Here is a 16,706-nt window from a genome sequence, read left to right on the forward strand (position 1 = left end):
TTTTTAAGCTCGGTAGAATTTACTTCTGCACTGGAATTTACTTTTTCAATTTAGCTAAATTTTTAAGGGAGTAGTCTGAAAGTTTGCATCCTAAAGCTTCGGAAACCAAAACCTCGAAAAGAAGCATGCAAAAGATAAAGTTCAAAAAAACAAGGGTCTACTTAAATCATAGTAAGGGTGCAATCAGTCTCAAAGCGCCCTGTTTCATTCTGGTGAAAAGGCTTCGATTATGCCCCTTATCCGGGCTGACTTCCGTGGAAGTCCGAAAAAGCTCATGGAAGTCGTCTGCAATATCAAAGATACAGGGACTTTCGTACAGCAGAACTCCATTTTCAAAATGATGGTAGAAGGAACGATAATCCAAATTAAAGGTTCCCACCGCCGCCATCACATGGTCTACCAAAATCTGCTTGGAATGCATAAAGCCCGGAGTATATTCATAAATTCTGACTCCTGCCCGCAGGAGTCGAGGATAGTAAGACCGGCTGACGGCATAAACAAAGGTCTTGTCCGGAATTCCCGGAAGGACAATCCGCACATCCACCCCTCGCTTTGCCGCAAGACATAAAGCTCTGCTCATCTCATCGGTAATAATCAGATAAGGCGTGGTAATGTAAATGCTTTCCGTGGCGGACTGAATCATATTCAGATAGACGTCCTCTCCCAAGGGAAATCCGTCTGTTGGCGCATAGGCATAGGGCGCGCAGTAGCCCTGTCCGGTATAACGATCCCAATGTCTCGGCAAATAATTGTAAAGTCCCCGTACCGGACTATCATCCATGGCATGCCACATTTCCAGGAAAAGCAGGGTTAAAGTACCTACCGCCTCTCCCCGAAGTCGAATACCTGTATCCTTCCAATAGCCGTAGGGAGAATGAATATTAAAATACTCATCCGCCAGATTATAGCCTCCGGTAAAGCCTATCTGACCGTCCACAACGGTGATCTTTCTGTGGTCCCGGTTATTCATGAAAAGATTTACCATGGGGACAATGGGGTTAAAGATACGACACTGAATGCCCCACTCTTCCAGTTCCTGCACAAACTTCGGATCAATGAAGCCAATGGAACCTACATCATCATAGAAGAGGCGAACCTCAACCCCTTCCTCCGCCTTTTTGCGGAGAATCTCCTTGATTTCTCCAAAGGACTGTCGATCCTCTATGGCATGGTATTCCATGAAAATAAACTTCTTTGCCTGAGACAGGGCTTCCAACTGTGCCTCCAAGCCCAAAGAAGCTTCCTTATAAAATACAACCTCCGTGTTTCGATACACCGGGAATTTTCCGCCCCGCTCCAGATAAGCAAACTGATTTCCCACGGATTTATTTTCTTTTTTCAGCTGATCCGAAATCAAATGAGACTGATCCAGATAAGGGAAGAGCATGGCATCCGCCGCTTCGATTCTCTTCCGCATGGTTTTTGTAAAGCCTGAGCCGTATACCAAAAAATACAAGAGCATTCCCAAAATCGGAAAAGCCATAATAAAAAAAATCCAGGTAATCTTAATAGAGGATTTGCTTCGTTTGGCAAATACCCCAAAAACCATCACAATACACACGACTCTGGCAAAAATGGACGCCCAAAGGTAACTTTCCGTCAAATAGTACAGAAAGAACCAAAACCATATAATTTGTAAAATCACTGCCAGTATTACGAAAAGCAGGCGACCGACACTATTTTTTCTGTCCTCTTTGTGAAGGACCTTTCCCCGTTTGGGCATTTTTATTCTCCTTATTTCCAGAAAAATCAATATTTTTTCAAAACAACCCTGAGTTTTTCGCCGTTCCTTCGTTTCTTCTCCTGAACTTTAAATTCTAATAAAAAAAAAGAGGAAAGTCCAGCTTTCTCTCTTTTCTTCTTCGAACTGCACAATTTTTTCGTTTTTCGTGCCCTTTTTCTTCTAATTTTCTCTGATTACAGGGCAGTGGCAATTCGAATAGCCTCTTCCTCTTCCACCGTAAAGCAGGTGTTTTCCAGTGCCTTCACATTTTCCCAAAGCTGTTCCTTCTTACTCACCCCCACAAGTACTGAAGTAGTAGCTTCGTCTCGAAGCACCCAGGAAAGGGCCATTTCCGAAAGACTCTGCCCTCTTTTCTTAGCAATCTGAGCAAGCCTTAAAAGCATTTGCCGTTTTTCCTCGGTAAAGTCTTCTTGATGCAGATATCTTCCGTCCTTCATCATACGGGAATCCTCGGGAATTCCCTCCACATATCGGTTGGAAAGGAGCCCCTGAGCTAAAGGACTGAAACAAATAAGCCCCATGCCTTCTTCTTTAGCGGCAGCCTTTAAGCCATTTTCCTCCACCTTTCTATCCAAGATGGAATAACGGTTTTGGTTAATTACCAAGGGAAGCCGTATTTCCTTCGCAATCTCCACAGCCTTCTTCATGCTTTCTCCGTCATAGTTGGAGATTCCCGCATAAATCGCCTTACCGGACTGCACAATCTGAAGCAGGGCCAACATAGTCTCCATCAAAGGGGTATCCGGATCCATACGATGGTGATAGAAAATATCCACGTAATCCAACTGCATCCGTTTCAAGGAAGCGTCACAGCTTGTGAGCAAATACTTTCGGGAACCGCCATTTCCATAGGGACCCTCCCACATATCATAGCCTGCCTTAGTGCTAATCAGAAGCTCTTCCCGATAAGGGCGAAAATCTCTTTGGTACAGAATACCGAAATTTCGTTCCGCCTCTCCATAGGGGGGACCGTAATTGTTGGCTAAATCAAAATGGGTAATGCCTAAGTCGAAGGCCTCCCTAAGAATATCCTGCATCTGCTCCTGAGAATTCCGTTCTCCGAAGTTATGCCAAAGCCCCAGAGAAATCGCCGGAAGATACAAACCGGATTCCCCCGCCTTTCGATATTCCATGCTATCATAACGATTTTTATTGGCTACATAAGCTTTTCTAATATCCATCTCCTACCTCCCGAGGCAATTTATTTTCCGGACTTCTCAAAAAAAGAAATATATTGGGGAAGCCCATCCACGAAATCACAGCTGTATTCTCCTAAAATCAAGGGACGAAGATAGGCTAAGGCCTCCTCTTCCAGACTGTGTCCGTCCTTTCCGATCCAAGATAAAGGAATTTTTTTCTCCCGATTGGCCACTGCAGAAAGAGGAACTGCAGAATATTCTACAGCATATCCGATTCCCGCTTTAGGGGATTTCCCGGTATTGGAATTCTCCGAACCCTTCTGTCCGGGAGACTTCTCAGAAGAGTTCTGTTCGGAGAATATTCTCCGAAGAGAAGACATTTTCCCGTTTTCTCCCAATACTGCCAGTTCCACTGCCTGTGCTCCCAGTAAGAAGGACTCTTCCACATCGGTTTTCGAAAGCAAATGTCCTGCACAGCGCTGTAAGAGATTAAACTCGATGCTTCTGGTTTTCACCGACATTTTCTCTAAAATCATCTGCTCCAGTACCCCTCCCGCTCCTCCGGCAATGCTGTGTCCAAAGGCATCCTTGCTCCCTTCCTCCCTGCCGTAGGTATAGAGGAATTTTCCGTTACTGTCCTTAATGCCCTCCGAAACCGCTACCATCACCTGGTCGGACTGCTGAAGAGCTTTCTCCACGTCCTTTGGGAACTGCTCCTTGGAAAAGCTCTGCTCCTCCAGATAAATAAGGTAAGGAATGCTTCCTTTTTCTGCGGAAAGAGCTGCGGCGGCGGTAAGCCAGCCTGCATTTCTTCCCATCATTTCCACAATCATTACATATTTGGTGTCATAAACCAGACACTCCCGCTCCAGCTCCAAAAGAGAGGCTGCAATATACTTGGCGGAGGAACCGAAGCCGGGACAATGGTCGATTCCTTCCAAGTCGTTATCTATGGTTTTGGGTACCCCCACCACCACGATATCCTCCCCCTGTTCCTTGCAGTAGGCGGACAGCTTCCAAGCGGTATCCATGGAATCATTTCCCCCGATATAGAGAAAATACCCGATATTCCACGCCTTAAAAACGGATATGAGCTCCTGAAACTCCCTCGGATCTTCCTGGGGATTTTTCAGTTTTAAACGGCAGGAGCCCAGAGCCGCCGCAGGAGTCTGGGCCAGTCTGGAAAAATACGCCGCCTCCTGCTTTGTGCTTCCCTTTTCCAACAGAAAGTCCCCAAAGGGGGAAAGGAGGATGCTCTCTTCCTCTTTTTTCGGAAAATGCTCTTCCATCTGCTTCTCGGCGCAGGCCTTCAGCTCCACAAACTCCTCTGAAAACACGCCGGCAATACCATGCTGCGCCCCATAGATTTTATCGATCTTTTCCTCCTGCATAGCCTTCCAGATTACCCCGGAAAGACTGGCATTAATTACCGCAGTAGGACCGCCGGACTGAGCCACCAAAAGATTCTTTTTCATACTACTCCTATTCTACTTTAAGCCTCATCTCACTATACCGCTTTTGGCTATACCACGCTTTACTACACTGCTCTTTACTACACTACTCTTTACTGCACTACTCTTTATGCTACTTCTCTTTGCTTTACTTCTCTTTGCTTTACTACACTTATCTTTACTACTCTATTCTGCTTCTCTTTACTTTCTTGCTCTCTGTTAAGCTTTACCGGCCTTAGCCTTACTTTCCCTTTTCTTCCAAAAAGTAAGACAGGAAGGACATGGGAAAGGGGGGAGAAGACAGGGGCTTCACCGCAAGCTGCATCAAAAGAAGAGGGTTATCATCCGCCAAAGCCCGGTTTAAAGAGAGCTTTCCGCAGGACTTACAAAGGTGTAGAATGCTCCAATCCCCGTCTCCTTTGGAAATCACCCCGATGGGCTCCATTTGCCCACGACAGCCGGCTTTCCGATCTCCCGGCTCCTCATCCACATGGAGGCTGTACAGGCAGTGGGGACAATGATTTCTATGCTGAGAACCTGCTCCCTCAGGATGAATTTCCTTTCCGCAGTGGGCACAACGAAAGCTTTCCAGGCAAGGAGTGAAACGATAATCGATGGAGCTTGACTTCCCATCCTTCCCTAAGCCGATTTCCTTCCCTGCTCCGCCATCCCTCTGCTCTTCCGCATCCTTCCTCTGTTCTTCCCCCGGATTTCTTCGGGAAGCCACCGACTTCTTTTTCTTCTTTAATGGCATATCTCCGTTTTGCATGACTCCTACTTTCTTTTTCTCTTCTTTTCTATTTTTCTCTTCTTAGCTATTTTCTTTTCGTTTTCCCCTTCATAGCTTTTGTATTTCAGGGAATGTCTCTGTGTTGGTTTTTCTTATAGCATTAGCTTTTAGGCTCCATAGCGTTTTCAAAAATACTCCAGGGCTCTCCCTCAGGATTTTTTATCTCATACCGTCTTTCCTCTCCCGTCTTTACATCCAAAAAAGAGAGTTGATAGCAGTGTAAGCCCACTGTCCCTTTCTGCCGGGAACCGTATTTTCCGTCTCCGTATAGAGGAAAGCCCCGACTTGCAAACTGGGCACGAATCTGATGAAAGCGTCCGGTTTCCAGCTCCACATCCAGAAGCATCCACTCCCCATTTTCCTCCACAATCTTATAGCGGAGAATCGCTTCCTTTACGCCCTTTCTAAGGCTTTTCACCGGAAAACACTTCTGCTTTTTGCTGTCCTTATAGAGATAGTCCTGAAAGCATCCCTCCTCCGGTAAAGCTTTTCCCTCTTCTCCCTTGGGTACCACGATATGATAACGTTTTTTGATTTTTTTCTCTGTAAGCTGCTTGGACAAAGCCGCCGTAGCCTCCTTATTTTTTCCGTACAATAAAAGACCGGAAGCCACCTTATCCAGGCGGTGGATGGGAAGGCAGTCCTTAGGAGCATCCTTTTCACTATCCAGCCCTGCTTCCTTATAAAACACCAGGTAGTCTTTTGTTTCTTCGATAATCAAGCTTCCTCCTCGGGAATTTTCCCTATCCGGTCTGTATCGTCCCCTATTTTAACATAAATTTTCTATCCGAAAAGGGCGGTCTTGGGATTCTTTTCTTTTTCCCGCATTTCTTGTCATTTTCCTAAAAGAATGCTAGGATAAATGCCAGTTTGTCGGGCTTTTAAGGAGGAAAAATGTTTCTAGCAAAGAATTGGGTGGATTATGCCGTTTTGGACAGCTCTTCCGGAGAAAAATTAGAGCGTTGGGGAAAGTATATTTTGCGTAGACCGGACCCCCAGGTCATTTGGCAAAATCCGAAGAAAAATCCTCTGTGGAAAAAATGTAACGGTCACTACCACCGTTCCAAGGCCGGGGGAGGAGACTGGGAATTTTTCGACCTGCCCAAGCAGTGGAAGATTTCCTATGGGCTGAACGGAAATCCGGAGCAGAGCCTTGCCTTCCATTTAAAGCCCTTTGCTTTTAAGCACACCGGACTGTTCCCGGAGCAGGCAGCCAACTGGGATTGGTTTTCCGAAAAGATTGCGGAAGAAAAAAAGAGAAGACTGAAAAAGGGAGATAAGACGCCCATCAAGGTTTTAAATCTTTTTGCCTATACCGGAGGAGCTACCTTGGCCGCAGCAAAGGCCGGTGCGGAGCTGACCCATGTGGATGCCTCCAAAGGCATGGTGCAATGGGCCAAGGAAAATGCCGAGCTTTCCGGTCTTGCTTCCGCCCCCATCCGCTATCTGGTGGATGACTGTGTGAAATTTGTGGAGCGGGAAATTCGAAGAGGCAATCAGTACGACGGCATCATCATGGATCCCCCTTCCTACGGCAGAGGTCCCAAAGGAGAAATTTGGAAAATCGAAGACAGCATCTATCCCTTTTTACAGCTGAGCGAAAAGATTTTGAAAAAGGACGCCCTCTTTTTCCTCTTAAATTCCTACACCACCGGATTACAGCCGGGAGTTATGGCCTATATGCTGAAGGATTTGATTCAAAAAAGCCGTGGAGGCATCGTGGATTCCCAGGAAGTGGGCTTGCCCATTGCAGAAAGCAATCAGGTACTGCCCTGCGGTTGTTCCGCCAGATGGTTTCAAGGGGAAGAACGTTCTTAAACCGTAAGCTTTTTGTCCTTTTCGTTAGGAAAAATTCGTTGTTTTTCCTATGAGAAAAAGATAGTATTATAAAGAGAAGCTGAAATAATATATTTTTACCATCCTTTAAGGATTGTCTATAGAGATTTGGAGGACAAAATGAAGAAGAGAACCCTACCCTTCCTGCTGATTGCAGGAATCGGCCTTTTTTCCGGCACCGCTTTTGCAGCCGGCTGGAATGTAAACAGCAGAGGACAGCAGGTTTATCAAAATGATAACGGTTCTGTGGTGCAAAACTCCTGGATTAAAATCAATCAGAACGGCCAGACCATTTGGTATTATGCCACAGAAGACGGAAGCCTTAAGCAGGACGGCTGGCTGAAATTACAGGATTCCTTCTACTATTTTGACGGAAACGGCATTATGCAGACCGGTTGGGTAAATGATGATAATTATTACTGCGACCCGAGTACCGGAAAGATGATTACCGGCTGGAAACAGCTTCCCCTTCCCTCCGGCGTTACCGCCGACGAAAATCGAAAGGGAAATAACGGAAACTACTGGTTCTATTTTAATCAAAGTACCGGAGAAAAGCTTCGCTCCAAGGACGGTCATGTTGCGGTAAAGACCTTGGACAATGCCTCCTACGGATTTGATGAAAACGGTATCATGGTTACCGGTTGGGCAGAGGTAAATGATGCCAATCCGGAAATTGCTGGCTATGTATTTTTCGCAGAGAAAAACGATAATAAATTCAAGATGGGACAGCGTTTAAGCGGCACCTGGTACTCCACCGTAGGCCCTGAGGGAAACAGCAGTAAGCTTTCCACAGGAGATGTGGAATGGTTCTATTTTAAAAATAACGGCCATCCCGCAGCCGGAAACGAAGGGGTGTACGAAGTCCAGAGAATCAACGATAAGCGCTATCTTTTCAATGAAAAGGGCAATCCCGTTTACGGCATCCAGAAGGGACGCACTGCTTCTAATGCTCCTGAAGGCTACTACTATTGCGGAGCCAACAAGGCGGACTGTTCCGTAAAAACCGGAAGAATGAATCTGGTGGACGGAGACGGAGACAACATCACCTGTTTCTTTGATCAAAACGGTCGAGGAGTCACCGGCATCAAACAGGATTACCTGTACTTTAACGGACGTCTCCAAAAGGCGGATCAGGGCTCCCGTTATCAGAAGGTTACCCTTCCCGGACAAAACAGAAGCTACGTGGTGAACGAATCCGGCAAAGTCATGAAGAATAAGACCAAATACCGTGACGGAAACGGCAATAAGTGGTCTGTCAATGCCAGCGGTGTGATTACCTTGGATGAGGGACTGGACAGCGTAGAGCTTCAATCCCCGAAGGTTACCGATCTGGATTAAAAGAAAAAGGAACTGTAAAATCAAAGTAAAAGAGATTTTCGGCAATATAGGTCTGAATAAGGGGTAGTCTGAGCCCGACGGTACTTGCGAAAAACAAGAGAATCGCAGTTTTTCGCTTAGTATCCGCTTCGTGGCGAAGCTAGCGGGAGCGTGCCCCAACTTCAGACCTATATTGCTTAGAAATCTCTTTTGATTTTACAGTTCCTTTTATAAGTTTTAATTCAGACTCGTAAGCTATCGGGCATAAGCTCCTTCGGAAAGAAGCTGTCCCTTCATCCGGTACAGTCCTTTGTGTACCGCCGGAACCAAAAGTACCCCAAGGGTAAGAACCATTTCCACGGAAATATAGCTGATATTGTAGCTGAAGGAATACCAAATGGGATTCATGCCTTCCGGGGCATAGGAAGCGAAAAACAGTACGCCGGATAAGAAGGCGAAGAAAAAGCGTCCTAGACAAGCCACAATATAGCCGATAAAGAGGCCGTGCTTCTTTTGGGAAAATAAGCCGGATAAACCTAGGGCGGTAAAGGCTAAAACATAATCCGTAATAAACTGGGCAGGGCTATAAAAATAGGGCTTCAAAATGAAGCTCAGAGCTCCATAGGCCAAACCGGACAGGAATCCGTAAGTTCCGCCGAAGAAAAATCCCGGTAAAGTGGCAAAAAGCATGGAGCAGGCGGTAACCGATCCCCCCATCGGCAGGGAAAATAGATTAATCATTCCCAGTACCAAAGACATGGCTACACAAACTCCGGACAAAGCAATCTTTTTGGTGTTATTATGCATAAAAAAATCCTCCTATGCTGTCCAAAGGACAATGGAGGGCTCACTATAGCTTCCCTACGCTGGCATTATCCAGGTCAGGTTAAAGGGTTGGTTTTCACCTCTCAGCATACAGCGCCCCTAGCAACAGTACCAGTTTAGTCCGAATAGGATACTTCGTCAAGTTAAAGGATTTTTGCTATTTCATAAAAAATTCTAAAAACTTCTTTTTCCTATAGAGCCAAAGCATCCCTTTCCTATAGAGCCAAAACAGCTCTATTCTTTATATATTTCGGCTCTCGAAATACTACGAAGCTCTTCCTCCATTTAAAATTCTCCATAAAGGATTCGCATACTTTTGAAGAAGATAAGCTGTAGCTTGGGATAAAAGCAGACAGTAAATTGGGCTCAAACTATAAAAGCAAAAGAGCAAAGCCTCTCCCGCTTCCGGAAAAAAATGCTTTTGCAGCATAAACCAGAGTCGCAAAAAAAGATAATGTACTGCATAAAGATAAAAATTATGGTCCGCATACTTTTTTCCAAAGGCAAAAAAGCCCCTTTGGCAAAGAAGAAGCAAGAAAACTGCCGTACTGATACGGTAAAAAACCGTAGCCAAAAGCAAAAGCCCGATGGTCTTTCCCAAGATTGTATAGCTATAGCAAAGAAGTGCTGAGAGCAGGAGGAGAGACGGGGAAAATGCAGATTTCTTCTTCGTATTTTCATAAGATAAACTCTTCCCCTCCCCGGAAAAGCCAAAACCAAGCAATGCCAAATAAGCACCAAAGCTATAGTAAAAAGCCGCATCCTCATTGAGATAGGGTATATCCAGGCGAAAATACACCAAGCCAAGAAAGAATAGGGGAAAAACGCCAAAAAGCAGGTTCCCCACCTTCGAAGAAAAACATTTTCGAAACAGAGAAAGACCTAAGGCAAAGAATGGACAGGCGTAGGTCAGAAGAATCAGCTGAAAAAAATACCAAAACACCGGCTGATAGCGATAAAGAAATATCCCCTCAAAAATCCCGTGAATACTAAAGTCTGCCTTTTGAAATAAAAGATAAAGGATAGTCATTCCGGTATTCCAGAAAAGATAGGGAAGGACATAGGAAAAAAAGCGTTTTCCAAGCTTCTCTCTCCATTGGGAAAGGCTCTGCAAATTCCGGAAAAACAGGTAGCCACTGACAAAGAAAAATCCAGGAACCGCTACCTGCCCTAAGAATTCCGAAAAGAAAAACTCCCATTTTTCCAAAAAAGAGCTCTCAAAAAAGGGTAGCCTTGCTACGCTCTGCAACTCTTCCACGGAAAAATGGGTGCTATGAACAAAAACCACCAAAAGGGATAATAAAAAACTATATTGGGGAAATATAGAAAGAAGGCTTGTTTCCAAGCCTCTCTTTTCTTTACATATCATCTTCCAACTCTAAGCTAAACTGCTCTGTCTGGGAAGCTCTGGCTTCCTTATATTCAGAAACTCTCTTATTGATTCTGCCCACCGGATCCAAGATAGAGGAAATGGAAATGTCATGGTTCATATTATCAATGAGCAGGGCAATGTACTTCGCCATGCTTACATTGATATACCATTCTCTCTTTAGCAGCTCTTCCGGCTGATAAATCAGGTCTGTGGTCAAAACTCCCGCCAGAATTCCGGCTGCATAGGCTTCATCGAACTTGTTAAGACCGTTGGTAAATAAGCCGAAGGTACAGCAAGCATAAACTCGCTTTGCCTTTCTGTCCTTTAATGCCTTGGCTGTATCGATTAAAGACTCTCCGGAGGAAATCATATCATCGATGATGATAACGTCCTTTCCTTCCACATCCGTTCCCAAGAATTCATGAGCCACGATAGGGTTCCGTCCGTTCACCACCTGGGTATAGTCTCTTCTCTTATAGAACATACCCATATCTAAGCCTAAGACATTGGCATAATAAATGGCACGATTCATTCCGCCCTCATCCGGAGAAATAATCATCATATGATCCTTATCAATGTCCAAATCATTTACATTCATCAGAAGTGCCTTAACGAACTGGTAGGTGCAGGAAACATTGTCAAAGGAGTCTCTGGGAATGGCATTCATGACTCTGGGATCGTGAGCATCGAAGGTTAAGAAATTCTCCACGCCCATTTCATGAAGCTCCTGCAGCATCATAGCGCAGTCTAAGGACTCTCTTCCGGATCTCTTATGCTGTCTGGACTCATACATGAAGGGCATAATGACGTTGATTCGCTTAGCCTTTCCTGTTGTTGCCGCAATCAGTCTCTTTAAATCCGCATAGTGGTCATCCGGAGACATGTGGTTCACATGGCCGAAAATGGAATAGGTCATGGAGTAGTTCATCACATCCACCATTAAGTAAATGTCCACGCCTCGTACGGACTCCAGGATTTCTCCCTTTGCCTCTCCTGTTCCGAATCGGGAAATTCTTGTGGGAACAATGTAATCCGATTTCTGATACCCTGAAAAAGCAAGAGTTTCCTTATGCTCACTTTCTCTCTTGGTTCTCCAGGTAACCAAATAATCGTTTACCTTCTTTCCCAAGGGCTCAATGGACTTCAGCGGCATCAAAGCCAAAGGTCCTACCGGAATACGCTCAATGAACTGTGAAGTTCTGGAATCAGCCATGACTATTCTCCTTCCAAACATATAGACACTTACGGATTAAAAATACAGGAAAGCAAAGAAAAAGTCTATGCTCTTTTTTGCTTTTAGGAAAAAACTTTTGTCGAAGAGATTTTTGGGGAGGTGTGACGGAAAGAAATCAAACTTGCTTTGCAAGTTTGACTCTCTATTCTCTGCCGAAGCCGCTCTTGAAATATAAATATTTCAGAGGCGTCTCCGGTAGAGAACAGGGAAAATGCTTCGCATTTTTCTTTCCTTACAATATTCCGGCTTCAAGAAGAATGCTTCGCATTCTCTGCTGTACGCTACCTGTGCCGTCTCCGAAATAGATATTTCGAGAGCGGCTCAGGTAGTGCACAGCAGTTTCAAACTTGCAGTGTCCTGCAAGTTTGATTTCTTTCTTCTTACAGTCTCTGGTCTTTCCCATATAAAGGAATGATTTCGTAGTCGGACATAAAGCGGGATACCACTCTGTCGGAATACATCTCCCTAAGTTCCTTAAAATTCAAATTTGTAGATATCAGCATGGTTTTTCGGTCCAATATCCGTTGATTCAGCAGGGCGAAAAAGCGGGAGGTGGTGAAGCTGTTGGAAAACTCCGTTCCCAAGTCATCTATCAGAATCACATCCACCTCTTCGATATAGTCTTCCGTATCTTCTTCTCGCATCCTTTTGGAAAAATACTCAAAGAGTCCTGTGGCGGTAAAGTACAATACACTTACGCCTCTATCCAACAGGGCCTTGGCTATGGAGTGAAGAAAATAGGTTTTTCCGGTTCCGGTACTTCCGGTAAATAAAATGCTGCGGTTATTTTTCGGGTATTCTTCACAGTAGTTTATCAGATAGTCTCGAATCTCCTTCATATATTCCCGCAGGGTTTTGTTTCCGCACTGGCCCAGCTTCTCTATATTGTCGAAGCGCTCCAACTGGAACTTGGAGAAGTTCTCCCGTTCCAGCACCGCTCCCATACGGGACTGTCGATACAGAAGCTCTCCCTGTAGCTTTAAAAAGCATTGGCATTTCTTCCCGTCCACATATCCGGTATCCTGACAAAGGGGACAAAAATGCTCTTCTTCCTCTAAATCCTGTATCTTATATCCCGCGCCTTCCAAAAGAGCTTTCTTTTCTTTATGCAGCTTTCCGATTTCTTCCTTTAGTCGGAGGAGTCCCTCACGATTTCCCTGCTGCATTTCTCCGGCAACGGATAAAGAGAAGGCTCTAACCTTCTCCTCCAGCTCTTCCAGTTCCGGAAGCTTCCGGAATATCTCTTCCCTTTTCTCTAAATATCTTCTATGGACTTCCAGCTGTCTTTCTGAAAGTATCCTCTGTATCTCCTGAACCTGTCCGTTACTCAGTGCCATGCTTTGCCTCTTCTCTACTTAGCGGTATGAAACTGTCCAAGTCGTTCTAAGGCCTTCTGCTTAGCCAAAGAATCATAGTCTACCTCTTCCTGACTGAAATTCAGGAAACGATTGCCCTTCTTCTCTCCGGAGGAGCTTCCGCCCTTTCCTTTCGAAGAAAATGTATTTCCGCCGGTCTTTCCGTCTCCGTTTCCTGCCTTCATGCCCTTCGCCATATCAAAATTCTTCACATGCTCTCTGGCTGCCCGAACATCTCGAATGCCCAACTCGTGCCAGTCCACCGCCACCTTCTGCATATAGCGACAGTTGGTCTTTTGCAGGCTGCAACAGTAGTCTAAGAAAAATTCAATCAGCTCCGCATCCATTTCCAGAGATTGATACATATATTCAAAAAGCTGGACATGGGAAGGCGTTACCACAGGCATCAAATGCTTGGCTACAAACAAAATGCCGCCAAATTCTTCCTCATCGATTTCCCGCTTTTTTCCGTCCATTTCCTGTTTTTGCTCATCAAAAAAAGAAGTCCTTTCCATACGGCTCAGCCTCTCTTTCTGAGACAGCTTTTCCTCGGAAAGAAGAGCCGCCTCTTCCGACTGCAATTCCCGCTCCAAAGCTCTGGCCGTTCCCTCTTTTAATACCCCCTTTTTCTCCCAAAAAAGGATGGCTCTTTTCACGTCCTGGTCAGTTAAACAAAGGGCCTCACCGATTTCCTTGCCCTTTAGCTTTTCTTTTTGATGGCGAAGCAAATACAGATACACCTTCACATAATCTCCATTGGCTTCGGCTACATATTCGTCTATAAATGCATTCGGAACACAAGTAATCTCCGCCTGGATTCCCTCTTGAAACTGTATCTCCATCTCTTCCCTTTCTCCCCTAAGTCGTCGGTGAGCAAATCATAACATAGGAGCTTTTTCAGTTCAAGAAGACTACTCCACAAGTTTATCCACAGGACTTATCCATAGCAATGTGGATAATGTGGGTTTCTTTTTTTATTTTCTTTAAAAGCTTGATTTTACCGGGTTTATCTATCCTTTTTTGAAGGATTTTCCCTCCGGTTATCCACAATTCTTAGGTGGATTTCCGGAAAATCAGGAAAGAAGAAAATAATTTTCTTTCCCCCAACTCCCCCGGCTTGAAGAAGATAAAAAAGAAGGTTTCCACCATTTGGGAAAAGAAAAAATTCCTTTTCTTCCACGATGAAAAACCTTCTTCAAAAAATTCTACTCTTCTCTCTCCGCACCTTCCAAAGAAAGTAAATCCTCTCCCACGTCTACGATATTTCCCGCACCCATGGTGATTAAAAGGTCTCCCTCCTTCACATGCTCTAAAATATACTTCTCAATGGAAGGAAAATCCGGAATATAGTACACGTTGGTGTTTTGAGAAAGCATTAGCTTCCGCAAGTCATCCGAACTGATCCCCACAGTATTTTGCTCTCTCGCCGCATAAATATCCGCCAAAATGATTTCATCCGCCTGGGCCAAAGCTCCCGCAAAGTCCTCCATTAAGGCCTTCGTTCTGGAATAGGTATGGGGCTGAAAAACAATCCACAGCTTTCTATGAGGATACTTCTGTGCCGCCGCAATGGTTGCCGCAATCTCCTGCGGATGGTGGGCATAGTCATCAATAATGGTAAAGCCGTTAATCTTTCCCTTTCGCTGGAAACGACGATCCGTTCCGGAAAAACGATGCAGAGCCTCCTTGATATCCTCAAAGGAAATCCCCAAATATCTTGCCACCGCAATGGCAGACAGGGAATTGTAGATATTGTGCTCTCCGGTAACGGAAAGCACCACCTTTCCTCTATCCTCTCCGTGCTCAAAGAGGGTAAAGCTGGGTCTTGCATAATGGTCATAAGAAATAAAATTCGCCGTATAATCCGCGTCCCCATGACCGAAGGTAATTATCTTCCGTCCGCCCAAATCCTCTAAGAAATACTCATAATGAGGAATATCCTTGTTGATGACCACCAGGCCATCCTCCGGCAATCTTTCGATAAAGGTCTTGAAGGAATCCCGAATCTCATTAATATCCTTGAAAAAGTCCAGATGGTCTGCTTCCACATTTAAAATCACCGCAATGCTGGGGAAGAAGGAGTGGAAGGAGTTGGTGTACTCGCAGGCCTCTGCCAGGAAAATGTCGGATTGTCCTACCCGAAGATTTCCCCCGATATCTTTCATCATCCCCCCTACCGTAATAGTAGGATCCTTTGCCGCCTCCATAAGAATCTCACCAATCATGGAGGTGGTGGTGGTTTTTCCGTGGGTACCGGCCACATTGATGGCCGTAGCATAATTTTGCATAATGCGTCCCAGAAGATCTGCACGAGTCATCATGGGGATGCCTCTGCGCTTTACCTCCTGAAACTCCTCATTGTCCTCGGAGATGGCGGCGGTATACACACAAAGCTCTACCCCATCCTGAATATTTTGACGGCTTTGGGGAACAAAGACCTTGATTCCCAAGCTTTCCAGGTGCTCTGTCAGAGGAGAGGTTTTGGCATCCGATCCGGTTACGGTAAAATGACGATCCAGCAGAATTTCCGCCAGGCCGCTCATGGAGATACCCCCTATTCCGATAAAGTGCACCCAAAGTGGTTTGTCAAAATGAATATCGTACATATTTCCTCCTAAAGCATTTCCTTACTACTGCTTAGTTGTTGAGCTCTCTACTTCCGTCCTATACCGTTACTTCTCTATCCTGCCAAGGAGAAGCTTTTCCTCCGGCAAAATACCGGCTTTTCTGTTAAACTCCTGCACCGAAAAGTACTTCCTTCCGACCTTCCAAAGCCAAAAGCAATGCATTTCCCAAAACACCTACCGCAATGACCTCTCCCAGTCCCACGGTAGCAAAGAGGAAGGGATAGCTGTCCGGTACCCCGTAAGCATACTGTAAAACGAAGGGCACAATGATGGCATTGGCCAGGATGGGCGGAACGCATACCAGGAACTTATTCTTGTTCCGAAGCTGATAGCTTAAGATTGCAGCAATCAGGGTAGCCAAGGTTCCGAAGATAACATCCGGCATGGCCGCTCCGGAAAAGAAGTTTCCTAAAAGACAGCCCACTGCCAAACCCGGAACAGCTGCAAAGCTGAAAAAGGGCAGAATACAAAGGGCTTCCGCAATTCGGAACTGAATCGCTCCAAAGCTGATTGGCTTAAAAATCAGCACCAAAGCCACATACACAGCGGCAATCAGCGCCGCCTGGGTCATCATCTTGGTTTTTTGATCTTGAAAATGCATAATTTCTCCTTTAGTTTTTTTTAGCGTGTGGAAGGTCTCGAACACACGGGTGAATAGTTACAATCCGTGAGATTTTAGCACAGAATCGGCGTTCTTCATAGTTTTTATTTTCGTGATAGGAAAAAGTACAAAAATAGGGGCTGTAAAAAATCTCCCCTATATAGAATCCGAAGAATAGTTCGGCGCCTCTTTTGTGATATGAATATCGTGGGGATGAGACTCTTTTAGAGATGCGGGAGAAATCTTCACAAACTCGGAAGTTTCCTGCAAGGTGGGAATGTCCTTTGCTCCGCAGTAGCCCATGCCGGCACGAAGCCCGCCGATAAACTGGAAAATAGTATCTTCTACCTTCCCCTTATAAGCCACTCTTCCTTCCACTCCTTCCGGCACGAGCTTCTTTGCTCCGGCCTGGAAA

15 protein-coding genes and 1 riboswitch are annotated in these 16,706 nt (G+C 45.3%); of the genes, 2 read left to right on the plus strand and 13 right to left on the minus strand.

The window, feature by feature from the left end:
• Positions 1 to 166 precede the first annotated feature (166 nt).
• The 5 genes from cls to ACO4PX_RS02785 form a co-directional block, all read right to left on the minus strand.
• Complete coding sequence (gene cls, locus ACO4PX_RS02765; RefSeq protein ID WP_485571296.1) at positions 167 to 1,723, minus strand: cardiolipin synthase; 1,557 nt, start codon at positions 1,721 to 1,723, stop codon at positions 167 to 169.
• A gap of 194 nt (positions 1,724 to 1,917) precedes the next feature.
• Positions 1,918 to 2,925, minus strand: a complete 1,008-nt coding sequence (locus ACO4PX_RS02770) for an aldo/keto reductase (protein WP_485571298.1) — start codon at positions 2,923 to 2,925, stop codon at positions 1,918 to 1,920.
• 20 nt (positions 2,926 to 2,945) lie between these two features.
• Positions 2,946 to 4,358, minus strand: a complete 1,413-nt coding sequence (locus tag ACO4PX_RS02775; RefSeq protein ID WP_485571300.1) for a 6-phosphofructokinase — start codon at positions 4,356 to 4,358, stop codon at positions 2,946 to 2,948.
• Between the two features lie 217 nt (positions 4,359 to 4,575).
• The gene (locus ACO4PX_RS02780) at positions 4,576 to 5,103 is read right to left on the minus strand and encodes an RNHCP domain-containing protein (RefSeq protein ID WP_315369166.1); all 528 of its coding nucleotides are present in this window, start codon (positions 5,101 to 5,103) and stop codon (positions 4,576 to 4,578) included.
• A gap of 121 nt (positions 5,104 to 5,224) precedes the next feature.
• On the minus strand, positions 5,225 to 5,845 hold the full coding sequence (locus ACO4PX_RS02785) for an RluA family pseudouridine synthase (RefSeq protein ID WP_485571302.1): 621 nt from the start codon (positions 5,843 to 5,845) through the stop codon (positions 5,225 to 5,227).
• Between the two features lie 173 nt (positions 5,846 to 6,018).
• Here ACO4PX_RS02785 and ACO4PX_RS02790 point away from each other — a divergent pair, with 173 nt between their 5' ends.
• Both ACO4PX_RS02790 and ACO4PX_RS02795 read left to right on the plus strand, forming a co-directional pair.
• Positions 6,019 to 6,942, plus strand: a complete 924-nt coding sequence (locus ACO4PX_RS02790) for a class I SAM-dependent methyltransferase (RefSeq protein WP_315369168.1) — start codon at positions 6,019 to 6,021, stop codon at positions 6,940 to 6,942.
• A gap of 138 nt (positions 6,943 to 7,080) precedes the next feature.
• Positions 7,081 to 8,298, plus strand: a complete 1,218-nt coding sequence (locus ACO4PX_RS02795) for a cell wall-binding protein (protein ID WP_485571304.1) — start codon at positions 7,081 to 7,083, stop codon at positions 8,296 to 8,298.
• 234 nt (positions 8,299 to 8,532) lie between these two features.
• Here ACO4PX_RS02795 and ACO4PX_RS02800 read toward each other — a convergent pair whose 3' ends face one another.
• The 8 genes from ACO4PX_RS02800 to ACO4PX_RS02835 all read right to left on the minus strand — a co-directional run.
• Positions 8,533 to 9,084 carry an energy-coupled thiamine transporter ThiT gene (locus ACO4PX_RS02800; RefSeq protein ID WP_183684733.1) on the minus strand — a complete coding sequence of 184 codons (552 nt, stop codon included), beginning with the start codon at positions 9,082 to 9,084 and terminating at the stop codon, positions 8,533 to 8,535.
• Positions 9,085 to 9,118: 34 nt separating this feature from the next.
• A riboswitch (TPP riboswitch) is annotated at positions 9,119 to 9,213 on the minus strand.
• A 154-nt stretch (positions 9,214 to 9,367) separates the two neighbouring features.
• A complete protein-coding gene (locus ACO4PX_RS02805) occupies positions 9,368 to 10,471 on the minus strand; it encodes an acyltransferase family protein (RefSeq protein WP_485571306.1) in 1,104 nt (367 codons plus the stop codon).
• Positions 10,461 to 11,687: a ribose-phosphate pyrophosphokinase gene (locus tag ACO4PX_RS02810; RefSeq protein WP_183684731.1), complete on the minus strand. Its 1,227-nt coding sequence runs from the start codon at positions 11,685 to 11,687 to the stop codon at positions 10,461 to 10,463. The genes ACO4PX_RS02805 and ACO4PX_RS02810 overlap by 11 nt, the downstream gene beginning before the upstream one ends.
• Positions 11,688 to 12,088: 401 nt before the next feature.
• Positions 12,089 to 13,045, minus strand: coding sequence for an ATP-binding protein (locus ACO4PX_RS02815; RefSeq protein ID WP_485571308.1), 957 nt, complete (start codon positions 13,043 to 13,045; stop codon positions 12,089 to 12,091).
• 14 nt (positions 13,046 to 13,059) lie between these two features.
• Positions 13,060 to 13,905, minus strand: coding sequence for a DnaD domain-containing protein (locus tag ACO4PX_RS02820; protein ID WP_007157454.1), 846 nt, complete (start codon positions 13,903 to 13,905; stop codon positions 13,060 to 13,062).
• Between the two features lie 363 nt (positions 13,906 to 14,268).
• A complete protein-coding gene (gene murC / locus ACO4PX_RS02825) occupies positions 14,269 to 15,669 on the minus strand; it encodes a UDP-N-acetylmuramate--L-alanine ligase (protein ID WP_485571310.1) in 1,401 nt (466 codons plus the stop codon).
• Between the two features lie 124 nt (positions 15,670 to 15,793).
• Positions 15,794 to 16,291 (minus strand): QueT transporter family protein, encoded by a 498-nt coding sequence (locus ACO4PX_RS02830; RefSeq protein WP_314330439.1) that lies wholly within the window; start codon positions 16,289 to 16,291, stop codon positions 15,794 to 15,796.
• Between the two features lie 156 nt (positions 16,292 to 16,447).
• Positions 16,448 to 16,706: IMP dehydrogenase (locus tag ACO4PX_RS02835; protein ID WP_485571312.1), on the minus strand; the 259-nt coding region annotated here is incomplete at its 5' end.

The organism is Oribacterium sp. (genome assembly GCF_057249185.1).